General features: G+C 56.6%; 23 protein-coding genes. 18 read left to right on the top strand and 5 right to left on the bottom strand.

Annotated elements, in window-relative coordinates; genetic code table 11:
* Window positions 1-34: 34 nt before the first annotated feature.
* Together hslU and hslV are read right to left on the bottom strand one after the other, a co-directional pair.
* Window positions 35-1345: an ATP-dependent protease ATPase subunit HslU gene (hslU, locus tag FHI25_RS06045; RefSeq protein ID WP_063086156.1), complete on the bottom strand. Its 1311-nt coding sequence runs from the start codon at window positions 1343-1345 to the stop codon at window positions 35-37.
* A 180-nt stretch (window positions 1346-1525) separates the two neighbouring features.
* Complete coding sequence (hslV, locus tag FHI25_RS06040) at window positions 1526-2086, bottom strand: ATP-dependent protease subunit HslV (RefSeq protein WP_064780260.1); 561 nt, start codon at window positions 2084-2086, stop codon at window positions 1526-1528.
* A 207-nt stretch (window positions 2087-2293) separates the two neighbouring features.
* On the opposite strand from hslV, the gene ade reads away from it, so the two are divergent.
* From ade to FHI25_RS05990, 10 genes are all read left to right on the top strand, one after another.
* Window positions 2294-4021 (top strand): adenine deaminase, encoded by a 1728-nt coding sequence (gene ade / locus FHI25_RS06035; RefSeq protein WP_210515979.1) that lies wholly within the window; start codon window positions 2294-2296, stop codon window positions 4019-4021.
* Window positions 4022-4188: 167 nt separating this feature from the next.
* Window positions 4189-4788, top strand: coding sequence for an imidazoleglycerol-phosphate dehydratase HisB (hisB, locus tag FHI25_RS06030; RefSeq protein ID WP_008888824.1), 600 nt, complete (start codon window positions 4189-4191; stop codon window positions 4786-4788).
* Between the two features lie 82 nt (window positions 4789-4870).
* The gene (locus tag FHI25_RS06025) at window positions 4871-5314 is read left to right on the top strand and encodes a DUF2628 domain-containing protein (protein ID WP_210515977.1); all 444 of its coding nucleotides are present in this window, start codon (window positions 4871-4873) and stop codon (window positions 5312-5314) included.
* Window positions 5311-5961 (top strand): imidazole glycerol phosphate synthase subunit HisH, encoded by a 651-nt coding sequence (gene hisH / locus FHI25_RS06020; protein WP_210515975.1) that lies wholly within the window; start codon window positions 5311-5313, stop codon window positions 5959-5961. Before FHI25_RS06025 ends, hisH begins: the two co-directional genes overlap by 4 nt.
* Window positions 5958-6512: a GNAT family N-acetyltransferase gene (locus FHI25_RS06015; RefSeq protein WP_040822270.1), complete on the top strand. Its 555-nt coding sequence runs from the start codon at window positions 5958-5960 to the stop codon at window positions 6510-6512. The genes hisH and FHI25_RS06015 overlap by 4 nt, the downstream gene beginning before the upstream one ends.
* Window positions 6509-7237 carry a 1-(5-phosphoribosyl)-5-[(5-phosphoribosylamino)methylideneamino]imidazole-4-carboxamide isomerase gene (hisA, locus tag FHI25_RS06010; RefSeq protein WP_210515973.1) on the top strand — a complete coding sequence of 243 codons (729 nt, stop codon included), beginning with the start codon at window positions 6509-6511 and terminating at the stop codon, window positions 7235-7237. Before FHI25_RS06015 ends, hisA begins: the two co-directional genes overlap by 4 nt.
* A gap of 22 nt (window positions 7238-7259) precedes the next feature.
* Window positions 7260-8021 carry an imidazole glycerol phosphate synthase subunit HisF gene (hisF, locus tag FHI25_RS06005; RefSeq protein WP_210515971.1) on the top strand — a complete coding sequence of 254 codons (762 nt, stop codon included), beginning with the start codon at window positions 7260-7262 and terminating at the stop codon, window positions 8019-8021.
* A 4-nt stretch (window positions 8022-8025) separates the two neighbouring features.
* On the top strand, window positions 8026-8364 hold the full coding sequence (locus tag FHI25_RS06000; RefSeq protein WP_210515969.1) for a phosphoribosyl-ATP diphosphatase: 339 nt from the start codon (window positions 8026-8028) through the stop codon (window positions 8362-8364).
* Window positions 8365-8420: 56 nt separating this feature from the next.
* Window positions 8421-8792, top strand: a complete 372-nt coding sequence (locus FHI25_RS05995) for a histidine triad nucleotide-binding protein (protein ID WP_210515967.1) — start codon at window positions 8421-8423, stop codon at window positions 8790-8792.
* An 82-nt stretch (window positions 8793-8874) separates the two neighbouring features.
* Complete coding sequence (locus FHI25_RS05990; protein ID WP_246878911.1) at window positions 8875-9342, top strand: DUF6314 family protein; 468 nt, start codon at window positions 8875-8877, stop codon at window positions 9340-9342.
* A gap of 48 nt (window positions 9343-9390) precedes the next feature.
* Here the strand turns inward: FHI25_RS05990 and FHI25_RS05985 are convergent, their stop codons facing one another.
* Complete coding sequence (locus FHI25_RS05985; protein WP_210515965.1) at window positions 9391-10338, bottom strand: LysR substrate-binding domain-containing protein; 948 nt, start codon at window positions 10336-10338, stop codon at window positions 9391-9393.
* Window positions 10339-10447: 109 nt separating this feature from the next.
* Between FHI25_RS05985 and FHI25_RS05980 the strand changes: the two genes are divergently transcribed.
* From FHI25_RS05980 to FHI25_RS05970, 3 genes are all read left to right on the top strand, one after another.
* The gene (locus tag FHI25_RS05980; RefSeq protein WP_210515963.1) at window positions 10448-10867 is read left to right on the top strand and encodes a VOC family protein; all 420 of its coding nucleotides are present in this window, start codon (window positions 10448-10450) and stop codon (window positions 10865-10867) included.
* Between the two features lie 167 nt (window positions 10868-11034).
* The gene (locus tag FHI25_RS05975) at window positions 11035-11982 is read left to right on the top strand and encodes a glyoxylate/hydroxypyruvate reductase A (protein WP_210515961.1); all 948 of its coding nucleotides are present in this window, start codon (window positions 11035-11037) and stop codon (window positions 11980-11982) included.
* A 151-nt stretch (window positions 11983-12133) separates the two neighbouring features.
* Window positions 12134-12640, top strand: coding sequence for an SRPBCC domain-containing protein (locus tag FHI25_RS05970; RefSeq protein WP_210515959.1), 507 nt, complete (start codon window positions 12134-12136; stop codon window positions 12638-12640).
* On the opposite strand, the gene FHI25_RS05965 is transcribed toward FHI25_RS05970, so the two are convergent.
* On the bottom strand, window positions 12626-13543 hold the full coding sequence (locus FHI25_RS05965) for a LysR family transcriptional regulator (protein WP_210515956.1): 918 nt from the start codon (window positions 13541-13543) through the stop codon (window positions 12626-12628). The two genes, FHI25_RS05970 and FHI25_RS05965, sit on opposite strands and share 15 nt — an antisense overlap.
* 124 nt (window positions 13544-13667) lie before the next feature.
* Here FHI25_RS05965 and FHI25_RS05960 point away from each other — a divergent pair, with 124 nt between their 5' ends.
* The 5 genes from FHI25_RS05960 to FHI25_RS05940 all read left to right on the top strand — a co-directional run bounded on the left by FHI25_RS05960 (window position 13668) and on the right by FHI25_RS05940 (window position 16636).
* Window positions 13668-14408: an SDR family oxidoreductase gene (locus tag FHI25_RS05960; protein WP_210515954.1), complete on the top strand. Its 741-nt coding sequence runs from the start codon at window positions 13668-13670 to the stop codon at window positions 14406-14408.
* Window positions 14409-14606: 198 nt separating this feature from the next.
* Window positions 14607-15122 carry a GNAT family N-acetyltransferase gene (locus FHI25_RS05955; protein WP_210515952.1) on the top strand — a complete coding sequence of 172 codons (516 nt, stop codon included), beginning with the start codon at window positions 14607-14609 and terminating at the stop codon, window positions 15120-15122.
* 107 nt (window positions 15123-15229) lie between these two features.
* The gene (locus tag FHI25_RS05950; protein ID WP_008888805.1) at window positions 15230-15523 is read left to right on the top strand and encodes a hypothetical protein; all 294 of its coding nucleotides are present in this window, start codon (window positions 15230-15232) and stop codon (window positions 15521-15523) included.
* 68 nt (window positions 15524-15591) lie between these two features.
* On the top strand, window positions 15592-15888 hold the full coding sequence (locus FHI25_RS05945) for a hypothetical protein (RefSeq protein WP_008888804.1): 297 nt from the start codon (window positions 15592-15594) through the stop codon (window positions 15886-15888).
* Between the two features lie 148 nt (window positions 15889-16036).
* Window positions 16037-16636, top strand: coding sequence for an rRNA adenine N-6-methyltransferase family protein (locus FHI25_RS05940; RefSeq protein WP_064780247.1), 600 nt, complete (start codon window positions 16037-16039; stop codon window positions 16634-16636).
* A 79-nt stretch (window positions 16637-16715) separates the two neighbouring features.
* On the opposite strand, the gene FHI25_RS05935 is transcribed toward FHI25_RS05940, so the two are convergent.
* On the bottom strand, window positions 16716-17702 hold the full coding sequence (locus tag FHI25_RS05935; protein ID WP_063086190.1) for an aldo/keto reductase: 987 nt from the start codon (window positions 17700-17702) through the stop codon (window positions 16716-16718).
* Window positions 17703-17714: the final 12 nt, after the last annotated feature.

Genomic DNA, 17714 nt, shown 5'->3' with positions numbered 1-17714 from the left:
CCTTTTGCATATCTGGTCCGATTGAACGTTTCGATTACAGAATAAATTTCGAAAGGTCGGTATCCTTGGCCAGGTCTTCGACCTGTTCGCGGACATAATTGGCATCGACCTTGAACGTCTCACCACCACGGTCGGTGGCGGTAAAGCTGATATCATCGAGCAACTTTTCGAGCACCGTATGCAGGCGACGCGCCCCGATATTTTCGACCGATTCGTTCACATTGGCCGAAATACGGGCAATTTCATCGACCGCATCTTCGGTGAAGTCGAGTGTCACGTCCTCGGTCTTCATAAGCGCAATATACTGTTTGATCAGGGATGCTTCCGGCTCCATCAGGATGCGGCGGAAGTCACCCTCCGTCAGCGCCTTAAGCTCAACGCGGATCGGCAGGCGCCCCTGCAATTCCGGCAAAAGGTCGGACGGCTTTGCAAGGTGGAATGCGCCGGAACAGATGAACAGGATATGGTCGGTTTTGACCGTGCCATGCTTGGTTGAAACGTTGGTCCCTTCGATCAGCGGCAACAGATCGCGCTGAACACCTTCGCGCGATACGTCGCCACCACGTTCGGACCGCGCGGTGATCTTGTCAATTTCATCCAGGAACACGATGCCGTTCTGTTCGACATTTTCAATCGCCTCGGCGGTGACCTTGTCATTATCAAGAAGCTTGTCGCCTTCTTCATCGATCAGGCGCTCAAAGGCTTCTTCGACCGTCATGCGCTTGGGCTTGGTATTGCCACCAAACGCCTTGCCGAACATATCGTTCAGGTTCAGCATCCCCATCTGTGCCCCGGGCATGCCCGGGATATCAATGGTCGGCATTGAGGCCGCACTGCTTTCCTGCACGTTGATCTCGATTTCTTTGTGCTGAAGCTCGCCTTCGCGCAGCATCTTGCGGAACTTCTGGCGGGTGTCGGAGGATGCATTTTCACCGACCAGACCATCCAGAATGCGTTCCTCGGCCTGCATTTCTGCCTTGGCGCGGACTTTCTTGCGCATGCTTTCGCGGGTCAGGTCGATCGAAACTTCCACCAAATCACGCACGATCTGTTCGACATCGCGCCCGACATAACCGACTTCGGTGAATTTGGTTGCTTCGATCTTGATGAACGGGGCCTCGGCCAGTTTGGCAAGGCGACGCGCGATTTCGGTTTTACCGACACCGGTCGGGCCGATCATCAGGATGTTTTTCGGAAGCACCTCATTGCGCATCGTTTCGTCAAGCTGCTGACGGCGCCAGCGGTTGCGCAGCGCAATGGCGACCGCGCGCTTGGCATCCTTCTGACCGATGATGTGACGGTCCAGTTCGGAAACAATTTCGCGCGGGCTGTAATGTTGGGTCATGATTTATTCCGTATCTTTTTGCGACGAATGCAGAAGCGGCCCATTCAATTTAAACGTCGATTTTCGTGGCGAAAATGACGGAGCCCGAGAACCGGAGCGCAGCGCACTTTGATGTGCGTGAGCACCGGAAGCGCAGGTCTTCGTTATTTGCAGCCCGAAAGGCGACGTTTGCTGGCACCGTTATTTCGCATCCTCGATATCGATTTTCTCAAGCAAGACATTGCCATTGGTGTAGACGCAAATCTCACCGGCAATCGCCATGGCCTTGCGGGCAATTTCCTCGGCACTGAGGTCCTGATCAAGCAGGGCCCGTGCCGCAGCAAGTGCATAGTTACCACCCGAGCCAATGGCAATGATGCCATCTTCGGGTTCAAGAACATCGCCCTGGCCGGTCAGAACCAGCGACACGTCCTTATCGGCCACCGCCATCATGGCCTCGAGCTTGCGAAGGTAACGATCTGTCCGCCAGTCCTTCGCCAATTCGACACAGGCGCGCATCGTCTGGCCCGGATGACGATCAAGCTTGGCTTCAAGCCGTTCCAGCAGGGTAAAGGCATCCGCCGTTGCCCCGGCAAAGCCCACCATGATCTCGCCCTTCTGGCCGATCCGGCGCACCTTGCGCGCATTTCCCTTGATCACGGTCGGACCAAGCGAGACCTGACCATCACCGGCCACCACGACTTCATTGCCCTTGCGCACGGACAGAATTGTCGTGCCATGCCAGCTTTGTTGTTCGCTCATGAATTATCCTTGAATCTCATCGATTGCTTCGCCCAAGAGTTAGCACGGCAGACGCCCCGGTCAAGGGCCAAGGGTCAGCTGGCGCTTTCACCAAAACGCAAACACAGTTTCAATCCGCCAATCCATAAAAATTTCAAAGCGTTCAAGGGCCACATGCTTTACCCTTGGGGATGGTAAAAGAATTTCAAGAAGACAGGATCAGAGCCCATGAGCAGCGATCTTACCCAAACCCATCTTGGCAAATGCATCCTTGCCGGTCAGGGCAAAATCAAGGCTGATCTGGTCCTGAAAAATATCGGCTTGCTTGACGTCATCACCGGCCGGGTCACCCAAACCGATATCGCCATCGTCGGCGACCGGATTGTCGGCACCCATGACAACTACGCTGGCGAGACCGAGATTGATGGCACCGGCAAGTTCGCAGTGCCGGGCTTTATCGATACCCACCTGCACATTGAAAGCTCGCTCGTCACCCCGCTGGAATTTGATCGTTGTGTACTGCCCCATGGTGTCACCACGGTGCTGTGTGACCCGCACGAAATCGCCAATGTACTGGGGTCTGAGGGCATCAAATACTTCCTTGATTGCGCGGAACAGACCGTGATGGATGTGCGGGTTAATCTGTCCTCCTGCGTACCGGCCACGGCGTTCGAGACTGCCGGTGCGCGGCTTGAAATCGAAGACCTTTTGCCGTTCCGATCCCATGAAAAGGTCGTCGGTCTGGCGGAAATGATGAACTATCCCGGCGTGCTCAACCTTGATCCGGGCATCATGGCCAAGCTTGAAGCGTTTCAGGATGGCCATATCGATGGGCATGCACCGCTGGTGCGCGGGTCGGACCTGAATGGTTATATGGCCGCTGGCATCCGCACCGATCACGAAGCCACCTCGGCCGAGGAAGCCCGCGAAAAACTCGCCAAGGGCATGGCGATCCTGATCCGCGAAGGATCGGTTTCCAAGGATCTGGAAGCACTGGCCGAAATTCTCGATGAAAACAGCTCAAGCTTCGTGGCCTTGTGCACCGATGACCGCAACCCGCTTGATATCGGCGAAGAAGGTCATCTTGATAGTCTTGTTTCGCGATTAATTGGTCATTTGAAGGCACGTAATTGCCCGATCCATCATGCCTATCGCGCAGCATCTCATTCCGCGGCCCGCATTTTCGGCCTGCGTGATCGTGGTTTGATCGGGCCGGGCTGGCGGGCCGATATCGCCATTCTTGATGATCTGGAAGCCTGCAACGTCACCGATGTCATCGCTGGTGGTCGCCTTGTCACCAAGGATCTGTTTGCCAAACGCAAAACCATCGATCCGGTTGGTCTAAGCTCGATGAAGGCCACCCCGGTCACGGCAGAGGCCTTTGCCTGCGATCCCAAACCGGGTCAGAACCAGACCCCGGTGATCAAGGTCAAGCCGGGCCTTATCCTGACCTTCCGCGACGAAGCAACGCTTGAAATCGGCGATAATGGCCTGAAACCCGATCTTGATAATGACGTGATCAAGGTCGCAGTGGTCGAGCGCCACGGCATCAATGGCAATATCGGACGCAGCTTCGTGCGCGGCTTTGGCCTGAAACGCGGGGCAATTGCATCCTCCGTCGGGCATGACAGCCACAACATCACCGTGGTCGGTGCAAGCGACGCCGACATGGCAGCAGCGGTAAATCGTCTGATTGAAATGGGCGGCGGCTTTGCGGTGGCCGATGGCGGCAAGGTCACCGCCGAACTGGCCCTGCCGGTTGCGGGGCTTATGAGCCTAGAGCCGTTCGAAACCGTCGAGGAGCACCTGATTGATCTGCGCAAGGCAGCCAAGGATCTGGGTTGCGTTTTGCCCGAACCATTCCTTCAGGTCGCCTTCCTGGCCCTGCCGGTGATTCCGCACCTGAAAATGACCGATCGCGGCCTGTTTGACGTCGACAAATTCGACTTTGTCTAAGGCCAAAACAGCCTGTGACGGCGGGTAGAAAACGGTTTGGCGACCGGATGCATGAATTCATGTGATTTTGCGGCCAATACGTAGCCAGCTAAAACTGGCTTTTCCACAGCTTTATTGCTACATACGACCCGTCATATGCATCAATATCTGCAGGAAAGGAGCTTTGCATGCGCAAGGCCCGCGTTGAGCGTAACACAAACGAAACCCAGATCATGGTTGAACTGAACCTTGACGGGACCGGCGTTTATGACGTCGAGACCGGGGTCGGGTTCCTTGATCACATGCTCGAACAGCTTTCGCGTCACAGCCTGATGGACCTTAAAGTCCGGGCCAAGGGCGACCTGCATATTGATTTCCACCACACCACCGAAGATAGCGGCATCGCAATCGGCGAGGCCTTTGCCAAGGCGCTTGGCGACAAGAAGGGCATCACGCGTTATGGCAGTTGCCTGCTGCCGATGGACGAGGCGCTGACCCGTGTCGCACTTGATATTTCAAGCCGTCCCTATCTGATCTGGAATGTCGAATTTACCCGCGACAAGCTGGGCGATATGGATACCGAGCTGTTCCGTGAATGGTTCCAGGGCTTTGCCCAGGCGGCCGGCATCACGCTGCATGTCGAGAACCTGTATGGTGAGAACAATCACCATATCATCGAAAGTGCCTTTAAGGCGCTTGCACGGTCCCTGCGCGTTGCTATCGAAATTGATCCGCGCAAGTCCGATGCCATCCCCTCGACCAAGGGCACGCTTGGCGGCTCCTTGTAAGCAGGTCAGTTCGATCTGATCGAAAATACACCGGTGGCACAGCAGACAAAACTCTGCCACCGGTCCAGAGAACCGGTTTTCGATGAAGGTTTACACAGTCCATACCCATCCCGGCAATGCCGACCCGATGGAAAACGCCATCCTGATCCGCGAAGGCTTCAATTTCTGGGCCTTTCTGCTCTCGGGCCTTTGGGCGTTGTATCATCGGCTTTGGCTGGGCTTTTTCGGCCTTGTCGCGGTTTCATTTCTCTGCACCTTTGCCGTCGAGCTGTTTAACGGCGGGCCTGAAATGGACTTTGCGCTCGCCCTTGTGACCGGCATCGGCTTTGGCCTGATTGCCAATGACCTGCGTCGGCGCAAACTGGCCGCAAAGGGCTGGAAGATGGTCGATATCGTCGCCGGCCATGATGAGACTGACGCCGAACATCGCTGCTTCGAGCGTTCGAAGAATTCCCGGCTGCGCGTCCCACACTCCGCAGCTGCCCTTACCTCCACCCCCTCAACCGGGAGCCCATCCTACCCATGAGTGTTGCGATTATTGATTACGGTTCCGGCAATTTGCGTTCGTGTGCCAAGGCGTTCGAGCGTGCTGCACGTGAAACCGGCTTTTCTGACGAGATCATTGTCACCGATGACCCGGAAAAGGTCCGCAACGCCAGCCATATCGTGCTTCCGGGCGTTGGCGCCTATGCCGATTGCCGTGCCGGTCTTGATGCCGTCACCGGCATGGTTGATGTCCTTACCGAACAGGTGATTAACGGCGGCAAGCCGTTCTTTGGCATCTGTGTCGGCATGCAGTTGATGTCGACCGTCGGCCGCGAATTTGTCGTCACGGACGGCCTTGACTGGATTTCTGGCGAAGTCGTGGCCATCGAGCCCAGCGACCCGAGCCTTAAGATCCCGCATATGGGCTGGAACGAGCTGGTGCTTGATCCGGCGGGCAAGGCGCACCCGGTCCTTAAAGGCATTTCGGATGGCGATCACGCCTATTTCGTGCACAGCTATCACATGCATGTCACCAAACCGGATCAGCGACTGGCATCGGTTTCCTATGGCGGGAACATCACGGCGATGATCGGGCGCGACAACATGATTGGTACCCAGTTCCACCCGGAAAAAAGCCAGAAAACCGGGCTTACCATCATCGGGAACTTCCTGGGGTGGAAGCCATGATCGCACCATCTGATACCATTCAGCCGGGCGTCATTGCCGAACGCGTGACCGAACTGACCGCGGGCGACATTTCCGATATCGTCGATGCCTGTACGCAGGCGATTGTCGAAGGGGGCGGCTTTGGCTGGCTCACGCCGCCGGACCGCCCGGACATGGAAAAATACTGGCGCGGTGTGTTGTTGATGCCCGGTCGCCATCTGTTTGTGTCGCGCGTCGATGGCATCATTTCCGGTGCCGCCCAGTTGATCGAAACACCTGCCAACCTTGAAGCACAGCGTCATTCCGCCCAGATTTCCGGCCATTTCGTCGCCCCCTGGGCGCGCGGGCGCGGCAACGGCAAGGCGATTGTACGCTCGATTGAATATTTCGCCCGTGAAGCGGGCTACAGCGTTTTGAAACTCGACCTTCGCGAAACCCAGGAAGCTGCCATCGCACTGTATAACGGGCTTGGCTATGTCCGTTGGGGCATCAATCCCTACTACGCGATGGTCGATGGCAAGATGGTCGAAGGCTATTACTACACCAAGAAAATACAGGACACCGATCAGTGAACCTTTATCCCGCAATTGACCTGAAAGATGGCGCATGTGTCCGCCTGCTGCGCGGCGACATGGACAAGGCAACCGTGTTTAACGATGACCCGGGCGCACAGGCCGGTGAATTTGTCGCCGCTGGCTGCCATTGGGTTCATATCGTTGATTTGAACGGCGCCTTTGCCGGTGAACCGGTCAATGGTGCGGCTGTGGACTCCATCCTTGCCGCCGTGTCGGGCAAGGCCCAGACGCAGCTTGGTGGCGGCATTCGCACCATGGAAACGGTTGATTATTGGCTCAATAAAGGCGTCACGCGCGTGATCCTTGGCACCGTCGCACTTCGCAACCCGGAGTTTGTTAAGGAAGCCTGTGCCAAATGGCCGGGCCGGGTTGCCGTCGGCATTGATGCGCGCGATGGCTATGTCGCGGTTGAAGGCTGGGCGGAAACGTCCGAGGTCACCGCCCTTGAGCTCGCCAAGAAATTTGAAGATTGCGGTGTGGCTGCCATCATCTTTACCGACATCGACCGGGATGGCGCGATGGGTGGTCCGAATATTGAGTCCACCGTGGCCCTGGCATCGGAAATCTCGACGCCTGTGATCGTCTCAGGCGGGGTTTCATCGCTTGATGATCTGATCGCGGTCATGAAACACACAGATGCCGGCATTGATGGCGCGATTTCCGGTCGTGCGCTTTATGATGGCCGCATCGATCTGGCAGAGGCCATCGCGGCCCTTTCGTAACCGACCCAACAGGAAACAGACCATGCTGAAAACCCGTGTCATTCCCTGTCTTGACGTCAAGGACGGCCGCGTCGTCAAAGGGGTCAATTTCGTTGATCTGGTCGATGCCGGTGATCCGGTCGAACAGGCGCGCATCTACGATGCAGAGGGTGCGGACGAGCTCTGCTTCCTTGATATCACGGCATCAAGTGATAACCGCGATACCATCTTTGATGTGGTCGCCCGAACGGCCGAGGCCTGCTTCATGCCGGTCACCGTCGGCGGCGGCGTTCGTACCCTTGAAGATATCCGAAAGCTGCTTCTGGCCGGTGCGGACAAGGTTTCGATCAATACTGCCGCCGTCAAAAACCCCGATTTCGTCCGCGAAGCCGCACGCAAGTTCGGATCACAATGCATTGTGGTCTCGATCGACGCCAAATCCACCGGCCCGGACAAGTTTGAAATCTTTACCCATGGCGGGCGTGAACCGACCGGGATTGACGCCGTTGCGTTTGCGAAACAAATGGTCGAATACGGTGCAGGCGAACTTCTTGTCACTTCGATGGATCGCGATGGCACCCAGTCGGGCTTTAACATCCCGCTGACCCGTACCATTGCCGATGCCGTCCATGTGCCCGTCATTGCCTCCGGTGGTGTTGGCACGCTCGACCATATGGTCGAAGGCGTGCGTGACGCCCATGCATCAGCGGTTCTGGCCGCCTCGATCTTCCATTTCGGCACCTATCGCATTCGCGAGGTCAAGGACCACATGAAAGCTGCCGGTATTCCGGTGCGCGAGGATTGAAATCATGCCCGATACGGACAAAAGCCAACACATCCTTGATGCGCTTTACGCGACCGTGGCTGCCCGCAAGGGTGCGAACCCGGAAACCAGCTATACTGCCAAGCTGCTTGCCAAGGGTACCGCCAAAATCGCCCAGAAAGTCGGCGAAGAAGGCGTTGAAACCGTGATTGCGGCTCTGGCCGAAACCCCGGAAAAGGTCGCCTCCGAAAGTGCCGACCTGCTGTATCACCTAACCGTGCTTTGGGCCGATCAGGGGGTGAAGCCTGATGATGTCTGGAAGATCCTGGCCGAGCGTCAGGGCATTTCAGGTATTGCCGAAAAGGCGTCGCGCAGCAAAGATTAAGGCATAAAGCCTCAACTATCCGGGCAATGTCCCGACAAGGTATCAGGAGCATCACCATGGCCGTTCAGCCCTACGATCCGGAAAACATCTTTGCCAAAATCCTGCGCGGCGAAATCCCGTGCACCAAGGTCTATGAAGATGACCATGTGCTGGCGTTTAACGATATCGCGCCGCAGGCCCCGACCCATGTGCTGGTCATCCCCAAGGGCGCTTACACCAGCTATGACGACTTCGCACTCAATGCCTCAGATGCCGAAATCGTCGCCTATACCCGCGCAATCGGTAAAATCTCCAAGCAAGCTGGCGTGGTTGAGGACGGCTACCGCCTGATCGCCAATACCCGCGAACACGGCCGCCAGGACGTCCCGCACCTGCATGTGCATATCCTTGGCGGTGAGAAACTGCCGCGGATGCTGCCGGGAGCCTAAGCGACTGAAAACCCGTTAAAAAGGCAGGGCCCCGCACTCCGCGCCCTGCCTTTTTTGTCCTAACGTGGACCTGAAAACATCCATGGCACCGAAAATTCCCGATGCATCCGAGATTTTCCATGCCCTTGCGGGCAACTGGACGCTTGTGCGCGATTTGGGCGAAGCCGGGCAATTTACCGGCGATGTCACGTTTCATGCCGCCGATCCGGCCCAACCCAATGTGCTGCGCTATCGCGAAGAGGGTTTTCTGACCCGCCCGGATGGCAAGCGGTTTGATGGTTATCGGGAGTATGATTTTGTCCTGCACAAGGACTTGGGCGCGATCGAGCTTCTGTTTCGCGACCCTTTGAGTTTCGGCAATCGCTATGTGCTGCTGCAATTTGGCGAAGAGGGTGAAGAGGAGGTTTGTGCGCGGGACATTCACCCCTGCGGGGAGGACTTTTATCACCATTGCATGATCTGGAACGGGCCCAATCATTTCGAAACAAAAATAAAAATCACAGGTCCGAAGAAGGATCACCTGCTGCACAGCATCTATCGCCGCGCCTAGCATCCCGAGAGACGAGAAACCCGTCCATAATTTCAAATACTTGCCGATTTATTCTGAAAAACCGGGTTGACTTGCCAAACCAAGCACCCAGTCACGAAAGGCGCGGACTTCCGGCACGTCCTGACGGCTTTCCGGCGTGATCAGATAATATGCGCCGCTGGATTTCAGCCACGCATCACTGACGATTTCAAGGCTGCCCTCGGCCAGTGGTCCTTCGATCAAAACCCTTGGCAACAGTGCGATTCCCATGCCTGCCTTGGCGGCCTCGATCAGCATGAAGAAGTGTTCAAACGCCGGTCCGGGCGCACCTGTAATGGCAACGCCATTGGCCTGCGCCCAGTCATGCCATGCCTTGGGCCGGGTGGTGTGGACCAGTCGCGGGTAGTGCCCGAGCAGATCTGCCAGGTCCCTGGGGCTGTTTTCGTCCGTCATGGCACCTGAAGCAACATATCCGGGTTTGGCGACAACCACTTGAATTTCATCAAAAAGCTTGTCGCAGATCATCTCGGGCCAGCGACCATCGCCGAAATAAAGCCCGACATCCATCTGGCGTGCACCAAGGTCTGGGCTGCGTTCCGGGGTGGCGAAATTAAGCGCCAGGGTCTCGATCACCGGGCGGATATCCGGATGTTCGTTTTGGAATCGATTTAATCTAGGAATTAACCAGCTGCTGGCCAGGGTGTGTAACGCACCGATAACCAGTTTCCGCTCCCCCGCGCCATGGGTGACCAGATCAAGGGTGGCGGCCTCGATCTCGTCGAGCGCCCGGCGCAAACTGGGCAAATAGGCCCGACCGGCCTCGCGCAAGGTCAATTTCGGGCCATTACGCTCGAACAAAGTCATGCCAAGGCTGGCTTCAAGATTGGCGACCTGCTGGCTGATGGCGCCCGATGTCACCGAAAGCTCCTCTGCCGCGCGGGCAAAGCTGCCAAGCCGGGCGGCGGCTTCAAAGGCGCGCAAGGCGTTCAGTGGCGGAGTGGTCGGGCGCAGCGCCATATCGATAGTTTTCCTAATCTTAAATTCAGAACTTCTGATTTTACGCGCGGTATTATGCTGATTTAGACTGTCTCTAACAACACAGCATTAGATTATCTAGGAGACACTCATGTCGCTGCCCCCGTTCCATCTGGCCTTTCCAATCAAATCGATATCTGACACCCGCGCGTTCTATATCGATATCCTCGGCTGTGAAGAAGGTCGCTCGACCGAGGCCTGGATTGATTTTGATTTCTTTGGTCATCAACTGTCGGCCCATGTTCGCCCGGAAGCCGGTCAGAACAAGGGGTCGGGTGATGTCGATGGTGATGCGGTGCCAATCCCGCATTTCGGGGCGGTTCTTGAATGGGAAAAATGGCATGAACTGGCAGACAAGCTTAAAGCCGCCAATGTCAAATTCCTGCTCGAACCCAAGATCCGCTTTAAGGGTGAGCCGGGCGAACAAGGGACCTTCTTTGTCGAAGATCCGGCGGGAAATGGCCTTGAATTCAAGACCTTCCGCGATCCGGCGATGATCTTTGCCCATTAAGGCTGCGCAAAACGAACGCCGACCCGGCCTTGTGAAAGCAGGCCGGTCCATGACAGACTGTGATTAAAGCGCCAATTGACGCGCCGGAACGCTTTGCGCTCTGGCGCGTTTGATATGTGTAGAACCCTTTTCGCCCCAACTTTCGACGTTTTGACCAGGAGACCCCAATGGCAACCACCAACGCCCCGCTCAATATTCTGATTTCCGCTGCCGGCGACGATCAAAAGTGGAAAAGCGTGATGGTTGACCGCCTGCCGGACGCCAATATCGTGATCGAGGAAGACGATTACGTTCCTGAAACGATTGACTACGCCCTGTTCTGGAAACAGCCGCAGGGCCTGATCAAGACACTTCCGAACTTGAAGGCCATCTTCTCGCTCGGTGCCGGGGTCGATCATGTTGTTTCATCCCCCAGCCTGCCCAAGGAACTGCCGGTCATTCGTCTGGAAGATGCCGGGATGGCCGATCAGATGGTGCAATATCACCTTTATGCCGCGCTTCATTTCATGCGCGACTTTGATGTCTATAGCGCCCAGCAGGCCAAGGCCGACTGGACCCAGCATGACGTCGCACGCATTTCGCAATGCCGGGTCGGTGTCATGGGGCTGGGTGCACTGGGCTCTGCGGTTGCTGTGTCGCTGTCCAATCTGGGCTTTTCTGTTTCGGGCTGGAGCCGCTCGATGAAGGCGATTGAAGGCATTTCGACCTATGCCGGCAAAGAGACGCTGGCAGAATTCCTCGGTCAGTCCGATATCCTGATCTGCCTTCTGCCGCGCACGTCCGAAACTGAAAACGTGCTAAACAGCAGCACGCTTTCCTTCCTGCCCAAGGGGGCCGCGATCATCAATGCCGCCCGTGGGGCGATGATCAACGAGGCCGACTTGCTGCGCGCGATTGATACCGGCCATCTGCGCGGCGCGTTTTTGGATGTTGCGGCGACCGAACCGCTGCCCGAAAGCCACCCGTTCTGGGACCATGCCAAAATCCGCATCACCCCGCATATTGCGGCCGCCACCCGGTTTGAAGAATCGGTCGATCAGATTGCCGAAAACCTTGATCGTCTGGCCCGCGGCGAAACCCCGCGTGGTCTGGTCAATCGCGAGACCGGCTACTAAACCGCTATATCTTCGACCACAGACCCTTCAGACCCGATTTGGCACATTATGCCTGCCGGATCGGGTTTTGCTTGTCCGGCCACGGGCTTTCTGCAAAACAGGAACAAGCCGCACACCAGATCGGCGTCATTGCTGTTAAACGGGATCTTCGATGTCAGCCAAAACCTTTGTTGCGCTTCGCGTTGACTGCGACGCCGCCACCGCCTTTGACCAGTTCACTGACGGGATTGATCACTGGTGGAAACAGGGGCCGCGCAACCGGCTGCTTGGCAATCGTCCGGGCATCATGGAATTTGGGACGGAAAATGGTGTGCGCTATTTGCAGGAAGTCGATAAACGCCGCCCCGATTTCATCGTCCGCGCCGGTAAGGTCACCAAGTGGGAGCCCGCCAAGCGCCTGAGTTTTGAATGGAACTGGCCGATGGCCGACCCCAAGGAACCGGCGACATTGGTCGATATCCGCTTTAGCGCACTTGGCGATCACACCCGTATCACGCTGGAACATCTTGGCCTTGAAAAGCTTTCGATGGCCCATCCCGGGCGCAATGGCCTGAATGACAACCGTTTCAAACCGATGATGACCCATTACTGGCAGGCGCATCTGGTTTCATTGCGAAACCGGATCAAACTGCTTTCGCGCGGCTCAAGCCCGGCCTGACCCGGCAAGATCAAGCCCCGCCAGCAATTCAGTCAGCCAGTCGACAAATACCCGCACACGCGCCGAAAGCTGCCGGTTTTGCGGATACAGCACCGAAACCGGCATCGGATCGGGCGGGCAATCGGGCAGGATTTCAATCAGTTTCCCCGATTTAAGGTCATCGGCCACGCGATAGCGCGGCACCTGAACAATCCCCAATCCGGCGGCGGCACAGGCGGCATAGCTGTCGGCCCCGGTCACGGAGATACTGGCGGGCAGCATGATCTCGCAAAGCTTGCCATCCACCCTGAAATCAAGCGGGATCGGCTTGTCATCCGCACCGGATAAAAAACAAACCATCTGGTGACCCTGACTTTTAAGGTCTGCAAGGGTTTCGGGCATACCGGTGCGGGCGATGTAATCTGGGCTGGCCACCGTTGCCTCATGCAAAAGCGCAAGCCTTCGCCCAATCATCGATGAACTGGCCAGATCCCCACTGCGCAACACGCAATCAAACCCTTCATGCACCAGATCGACAAACCGGTCACCATCGGCCAGCACCAGTTCGATCCCCGGATAGCGATCGCGAAATTCCGAGAGTGCCGGGATGATAAAGGTCCGCGCCAACGTCCCTTGCAGATTAACCCGAAGCAACCCTTTGGGATCGGCATTGGTAAAGCTGCCATCGGCTTCTTCAAGATCGGCCAGAATCCGCACACAGCGTTGGTAATAGGCATCCCCGTCACGGGTTGGATTGACCGTGCGCGTCGTACGTTCCAGTAACCGGGTACCCAACCGGTCTTCAAGCCGCTGGATGGAATTGGTCATGGTTGCGCGCGGGATCAAAAGATCACTCGCCGCCTTGGTAAAGCTTTTGCGCTCCACCACGCGCACGAAATTACGCATTTCCTCAAACCGGTCCATTGCGATCCTTATTGTTGTTCATTTTCGAATAATGATGTCGAATATAGCCTAATTATCCAAAAAGTCATCTTGGGCATAGTGGGCCCATGCCCTTGAGGCCCCGTAACCACCAAGGAGACTTTTGATGTCTGTCCCTGAAAACAAAACTGCCATCATCACCGGCGCATCACGCGGCATTGGCGTGGCGCTTGCCAAACGTCTGGCGGCGGATGGCTTTAATGTTGTCATCAACTATGCCAGCTCTGCCGCCCCGGCAGAAGAACTGGCTGATTCGCTTAAATCCCAGGGCCACAAGGCCATCGCAATCAAGGCGGACATTGCCAGGCCGGATGCGGTTAAGGCCCTGTTTGACAAGACCATCGCCGAGTTTGGCGGCGTTGATGTCATCGTAAATAACGCTGGTGTCATGACGACCACCCCGATTGCCGACATGGATGACGCCACCTATGACGCGATGATGGACATCAATGTGCGCGGCACGTTCAACATGCTGCGCGAAGGCGCAAAACACCTGCGTGACCATGGTCGGGTGATCAACTTCTCAACCACTGCCCTACACCTCAAGCTGCCGGGTTATGCCGTTTATAACGCCACCAAGGCCGCGGTCGAGGCCATGACGGGTGTGTTCGCCAAGGAACTGCGCGGTCGCCAGATCACGGTCAATGCCGTTGCGCCGGGCCCGGTGGCAACCGAACTGTTCCTCAATGGCAAGACCGACGAACAGATTGCCAATTTCGCAAAGATGCCACCGCTCGAACGGCTTGGTGAACCTGATGACATCGCCGGCGTGGTGTCCTTCCTGGCCGGACCGGATTCCGGCTGGGTGGATGGTCAGACCATCCGCGCCAATGGTGGTCTTGCCTGACCTCCACAAACCCTGCTTGCCGGGGTCCCTGGTTTGATATCGGCATGATTTCCCCCATCCCCGTGCCGGTCTTTGGCTTTGGGCCCCGCACTACCGGAAATGACGTCGCCTGATGCACAAACAGGCGGCGTCATTGCCATATTGCCTTGATCCCCGGCTTTGCCCATGATGGCCCGCCATCAGCAAAGGGATCCCGCAATGTCAAACGCCACCACCACCAGCACCACCACAAAATCCGATGACATCACGTTTCGCTATGCCACCCGCAATGATTTGCCTGCCATTGTTGCCCTTCTGGCCGATGATGAAAAAGGCAAAACCCGCGAGGAATTCACCGATCCGCTTCCGGATGCCTATTACGCCGCGTTTGATGCCATGGAATCCCAGTCCACCGATGCCCTGCCCAACAAGTACCTGCTGGCGATCCAAGGCATGGAAATTGTTGGCTGTTTGCAGCTGACCATGATCGCCGGATTGTCGCGGCGCGGCCAGCTGCGCGCCCAGATCGAAGGGGTCCGGGTGGCAAGTACCGCCCGTGGCCAGAAGATTGGCGAAAAGCTGATCAAGCAATCCATTTCGATTTCGCAATCACTTGGCGCGGCGTTGATACAATTCACCACGGATAAAACCCGCAAGGATGCCCATCGCTTCTATGAACGGCTTGGATTTGTCGCCAGCCACGAGGGCATGAAGATGGCTCTTGATGCGAAATAGGCCTGTTTTCTGCCAGATTGCGCACACGCAAATACGCCGGGCGCATTTCGTGATAGGGTCTGATGATTGTTGGCCTTACGGCTGCATCCATCGAACGGAGGACCATCATGAACTTGAGCGAATTACAAGATCTGGCGCGTGAGCGCGGCTTTTCGCATGTTTTCAGCGCATCGGAAAACCATGTCACTTGCGATGGCAAACAGGCGAAATATAGCGCCGATGATTTGACGATCATCGATTCCCGTTCTGTCGATGCCGGAACCGACCCGGGCGATGACGCCACCCTGTACATGATCGAGGCCAGCGATGGCACGCGCGGTATGCTGATTGTGCCCAACAGCTTTGATACCGACCGCAACAAGGCCGATCTGATCGACAGTCTTCGCCGCAAGCACAGTTGATTTCGGAACAAGCAGCCAGGATTTGCGTTTTGCCTTTATCAGACAATTTTTGATCGAGGAGGCCCGCAATGACCTTGGCTGATCTTCAGGCAAACGCCAAAGAACACGGTTTTGAACATCATTTCATGGCCGAGGAGGGCGGTGTACGCAGTGACGGCACCGGCAAGCTTTATACCCCGGACGAGCTGCGCCTTGTCCATTCCAACAGCACCGACCAAGGCACCGATCCGGGTGACGAGGCAACGCTGTTCATGATCGAGGCCAATGACGGCACCAAGGGTGTGATGATCATGGCCGATGCATTTCATGCCGATCCGCACAAGGCCGAAATCATTGATGTTCTGCGCCGTAACCGCGCTGCGTAATCATTGCGTTGAACGCCACCTCGCACGTCTCTGGGTGGACACGTTGCCGGGTGGCATTTCGCAAAATGAACACAAATAAGCGCCCGAAGCGACATAAAGGGTCGGCAGTTTATGCGCTCTCCCTTTACCAAGTGGGGCATTTCATTCGATGTCGGACTTTTTGCCTTTCATTCGCGCCTGGGTCACCGATCCCAGAAAAATATCCGCCATTTCGCCCTCAAGCCCAGCGCTGGCGCGGCTGATCACATCCGAAATCAACACCCAAAGCACCCCGGTTCTGGAACTCGGACCGGGGACAGGTGTGTTTACCCGTGCACTTCTTGATCGCGGCTTGCGTGAAGATGACCTGACATTGATCGAAGCCGGACCGGATTTCTCCCGCCTGCTTTCCGAACGCTATCCCAGAGCTCGCATCCTGCAAATGGATGCCTGCCGTTTGGGTAAAAAGGGCCTTTTTGGCGCTGGCGAACTGGCAAGCGCGATTAGCGGCCTGCCGCTTTTGTCGATGTCACCGCGCCAGATCATGGGCATCTTGTCGGGCAGTTTTGAATATCTGCGCGAAGACGGCGCATTTTACCAGTTCACCTATGGCCCGCGCTGCCCGGTGCCGGACGCCATTCTGGCCCGCCTTGATCTTCAGGCGACGCGCATCGGCACCACGGTGCGCAATGTCCCGCCCTCGTCGGTCTATAAGATCGAACGCAAAAGCCGCCCGGAAATGCTCAGCGAAGTCCGCAAATCCGCCTGAAACGCAAAAAAGGGGCACCAATCGCATGGTGCCCCTTTATCTGTCTCATCGGCCGTTTAAGGCCATTGGATGCGTTTGATCACCACAAATGATGGACGTGCGGGGCGATGCGCTGCTCATAGATGTTGCGCAATTCACCGATCACCTCTGAGGGCAGGGGTGCCACATCACTTGCCGCCGCATTCGCCGCGGCCTGGGCTGCGTTCTTTGCCCCCGGAATCACAACACCAACGGCTTCTTCCATCAAAATCCAGCGCAGGGCAAACTGCGCCATGGTGATATTGTCGGGAACCAGCCGGCGGATTTCCTCGACAGCTTCAAGCGCAACATCAAACGGCACACCGGCAAATGTTTCGCCTTTGTCAAACGCCTCACCGTTGCGGTTAAACGCACGGTGGTCGTCTGCGGCAAAGGCGGTGTCCTTGGTCATCTTGCCGGTCAAAAGGCCGGATGCCAACGGCACACGGACGATCACCCCGACATTCTTTGCTTTTGCCTCGCGGAAGAAAAGTCCCGACGGGCGTTGGCGGAAGATGTTGTAAATGATCTGAACCGACGCAACCCCGGGATATTCGATGGCTTTGAGGCCTTCTTCGACTTTCTCGACCGAAACACCGTAATTGCGGATTTTCCCGGCGGTGACCATCTCCTCCATCACCTCGAACACATCCGGGCGATAGAAAACCTCTGTCGGCGGGCAATGAAGCTGCACCAGATCAAGACAATCCGTCGCAAGGTTCTTTAGGCTGCGTTCGACAAATGCGGTCAGGTTCTGCTTGTTGTAGCCCTCAGACACATGCGGATCCAAACGACGCCCGGCCTTGGTTGCGATGAACGGGCGTTCGCCACCACGTTCCTTCATGACATCGGCGATGATTTTTTCCGACCGGCCATCACCGTAAACATCGGCGGTATCAATAAATGTCGTGCCGTTATCAAGGGCGGCATGCAGGGCGGCACGCGCGTCAGCCTCTGAAACATCGCCCCACGCACCACCAATGGCCCAGGCGCCGAAACCGACTTCGGATACCGTGCGCCCTGTCTTGCCGAATTTTCTGTAGTTCATATCGAATTCCTT

The organism is Thalassospira sp. ER-Se-21-Dark (genome assembly GCF_017922435.1).
In the GTDB taxonomy this organism is placed as follows: Bacteria; Pseudomonadota; Alphaproteobacteria; order Rhodospirillales; family Thalassospiraceae; genus Thalassospira.
The sequence above is the reverse complement of the archived record's forward strand: the minus strand, read 5'-3'. Positions and strand labels throughout refer to the sequence as shown.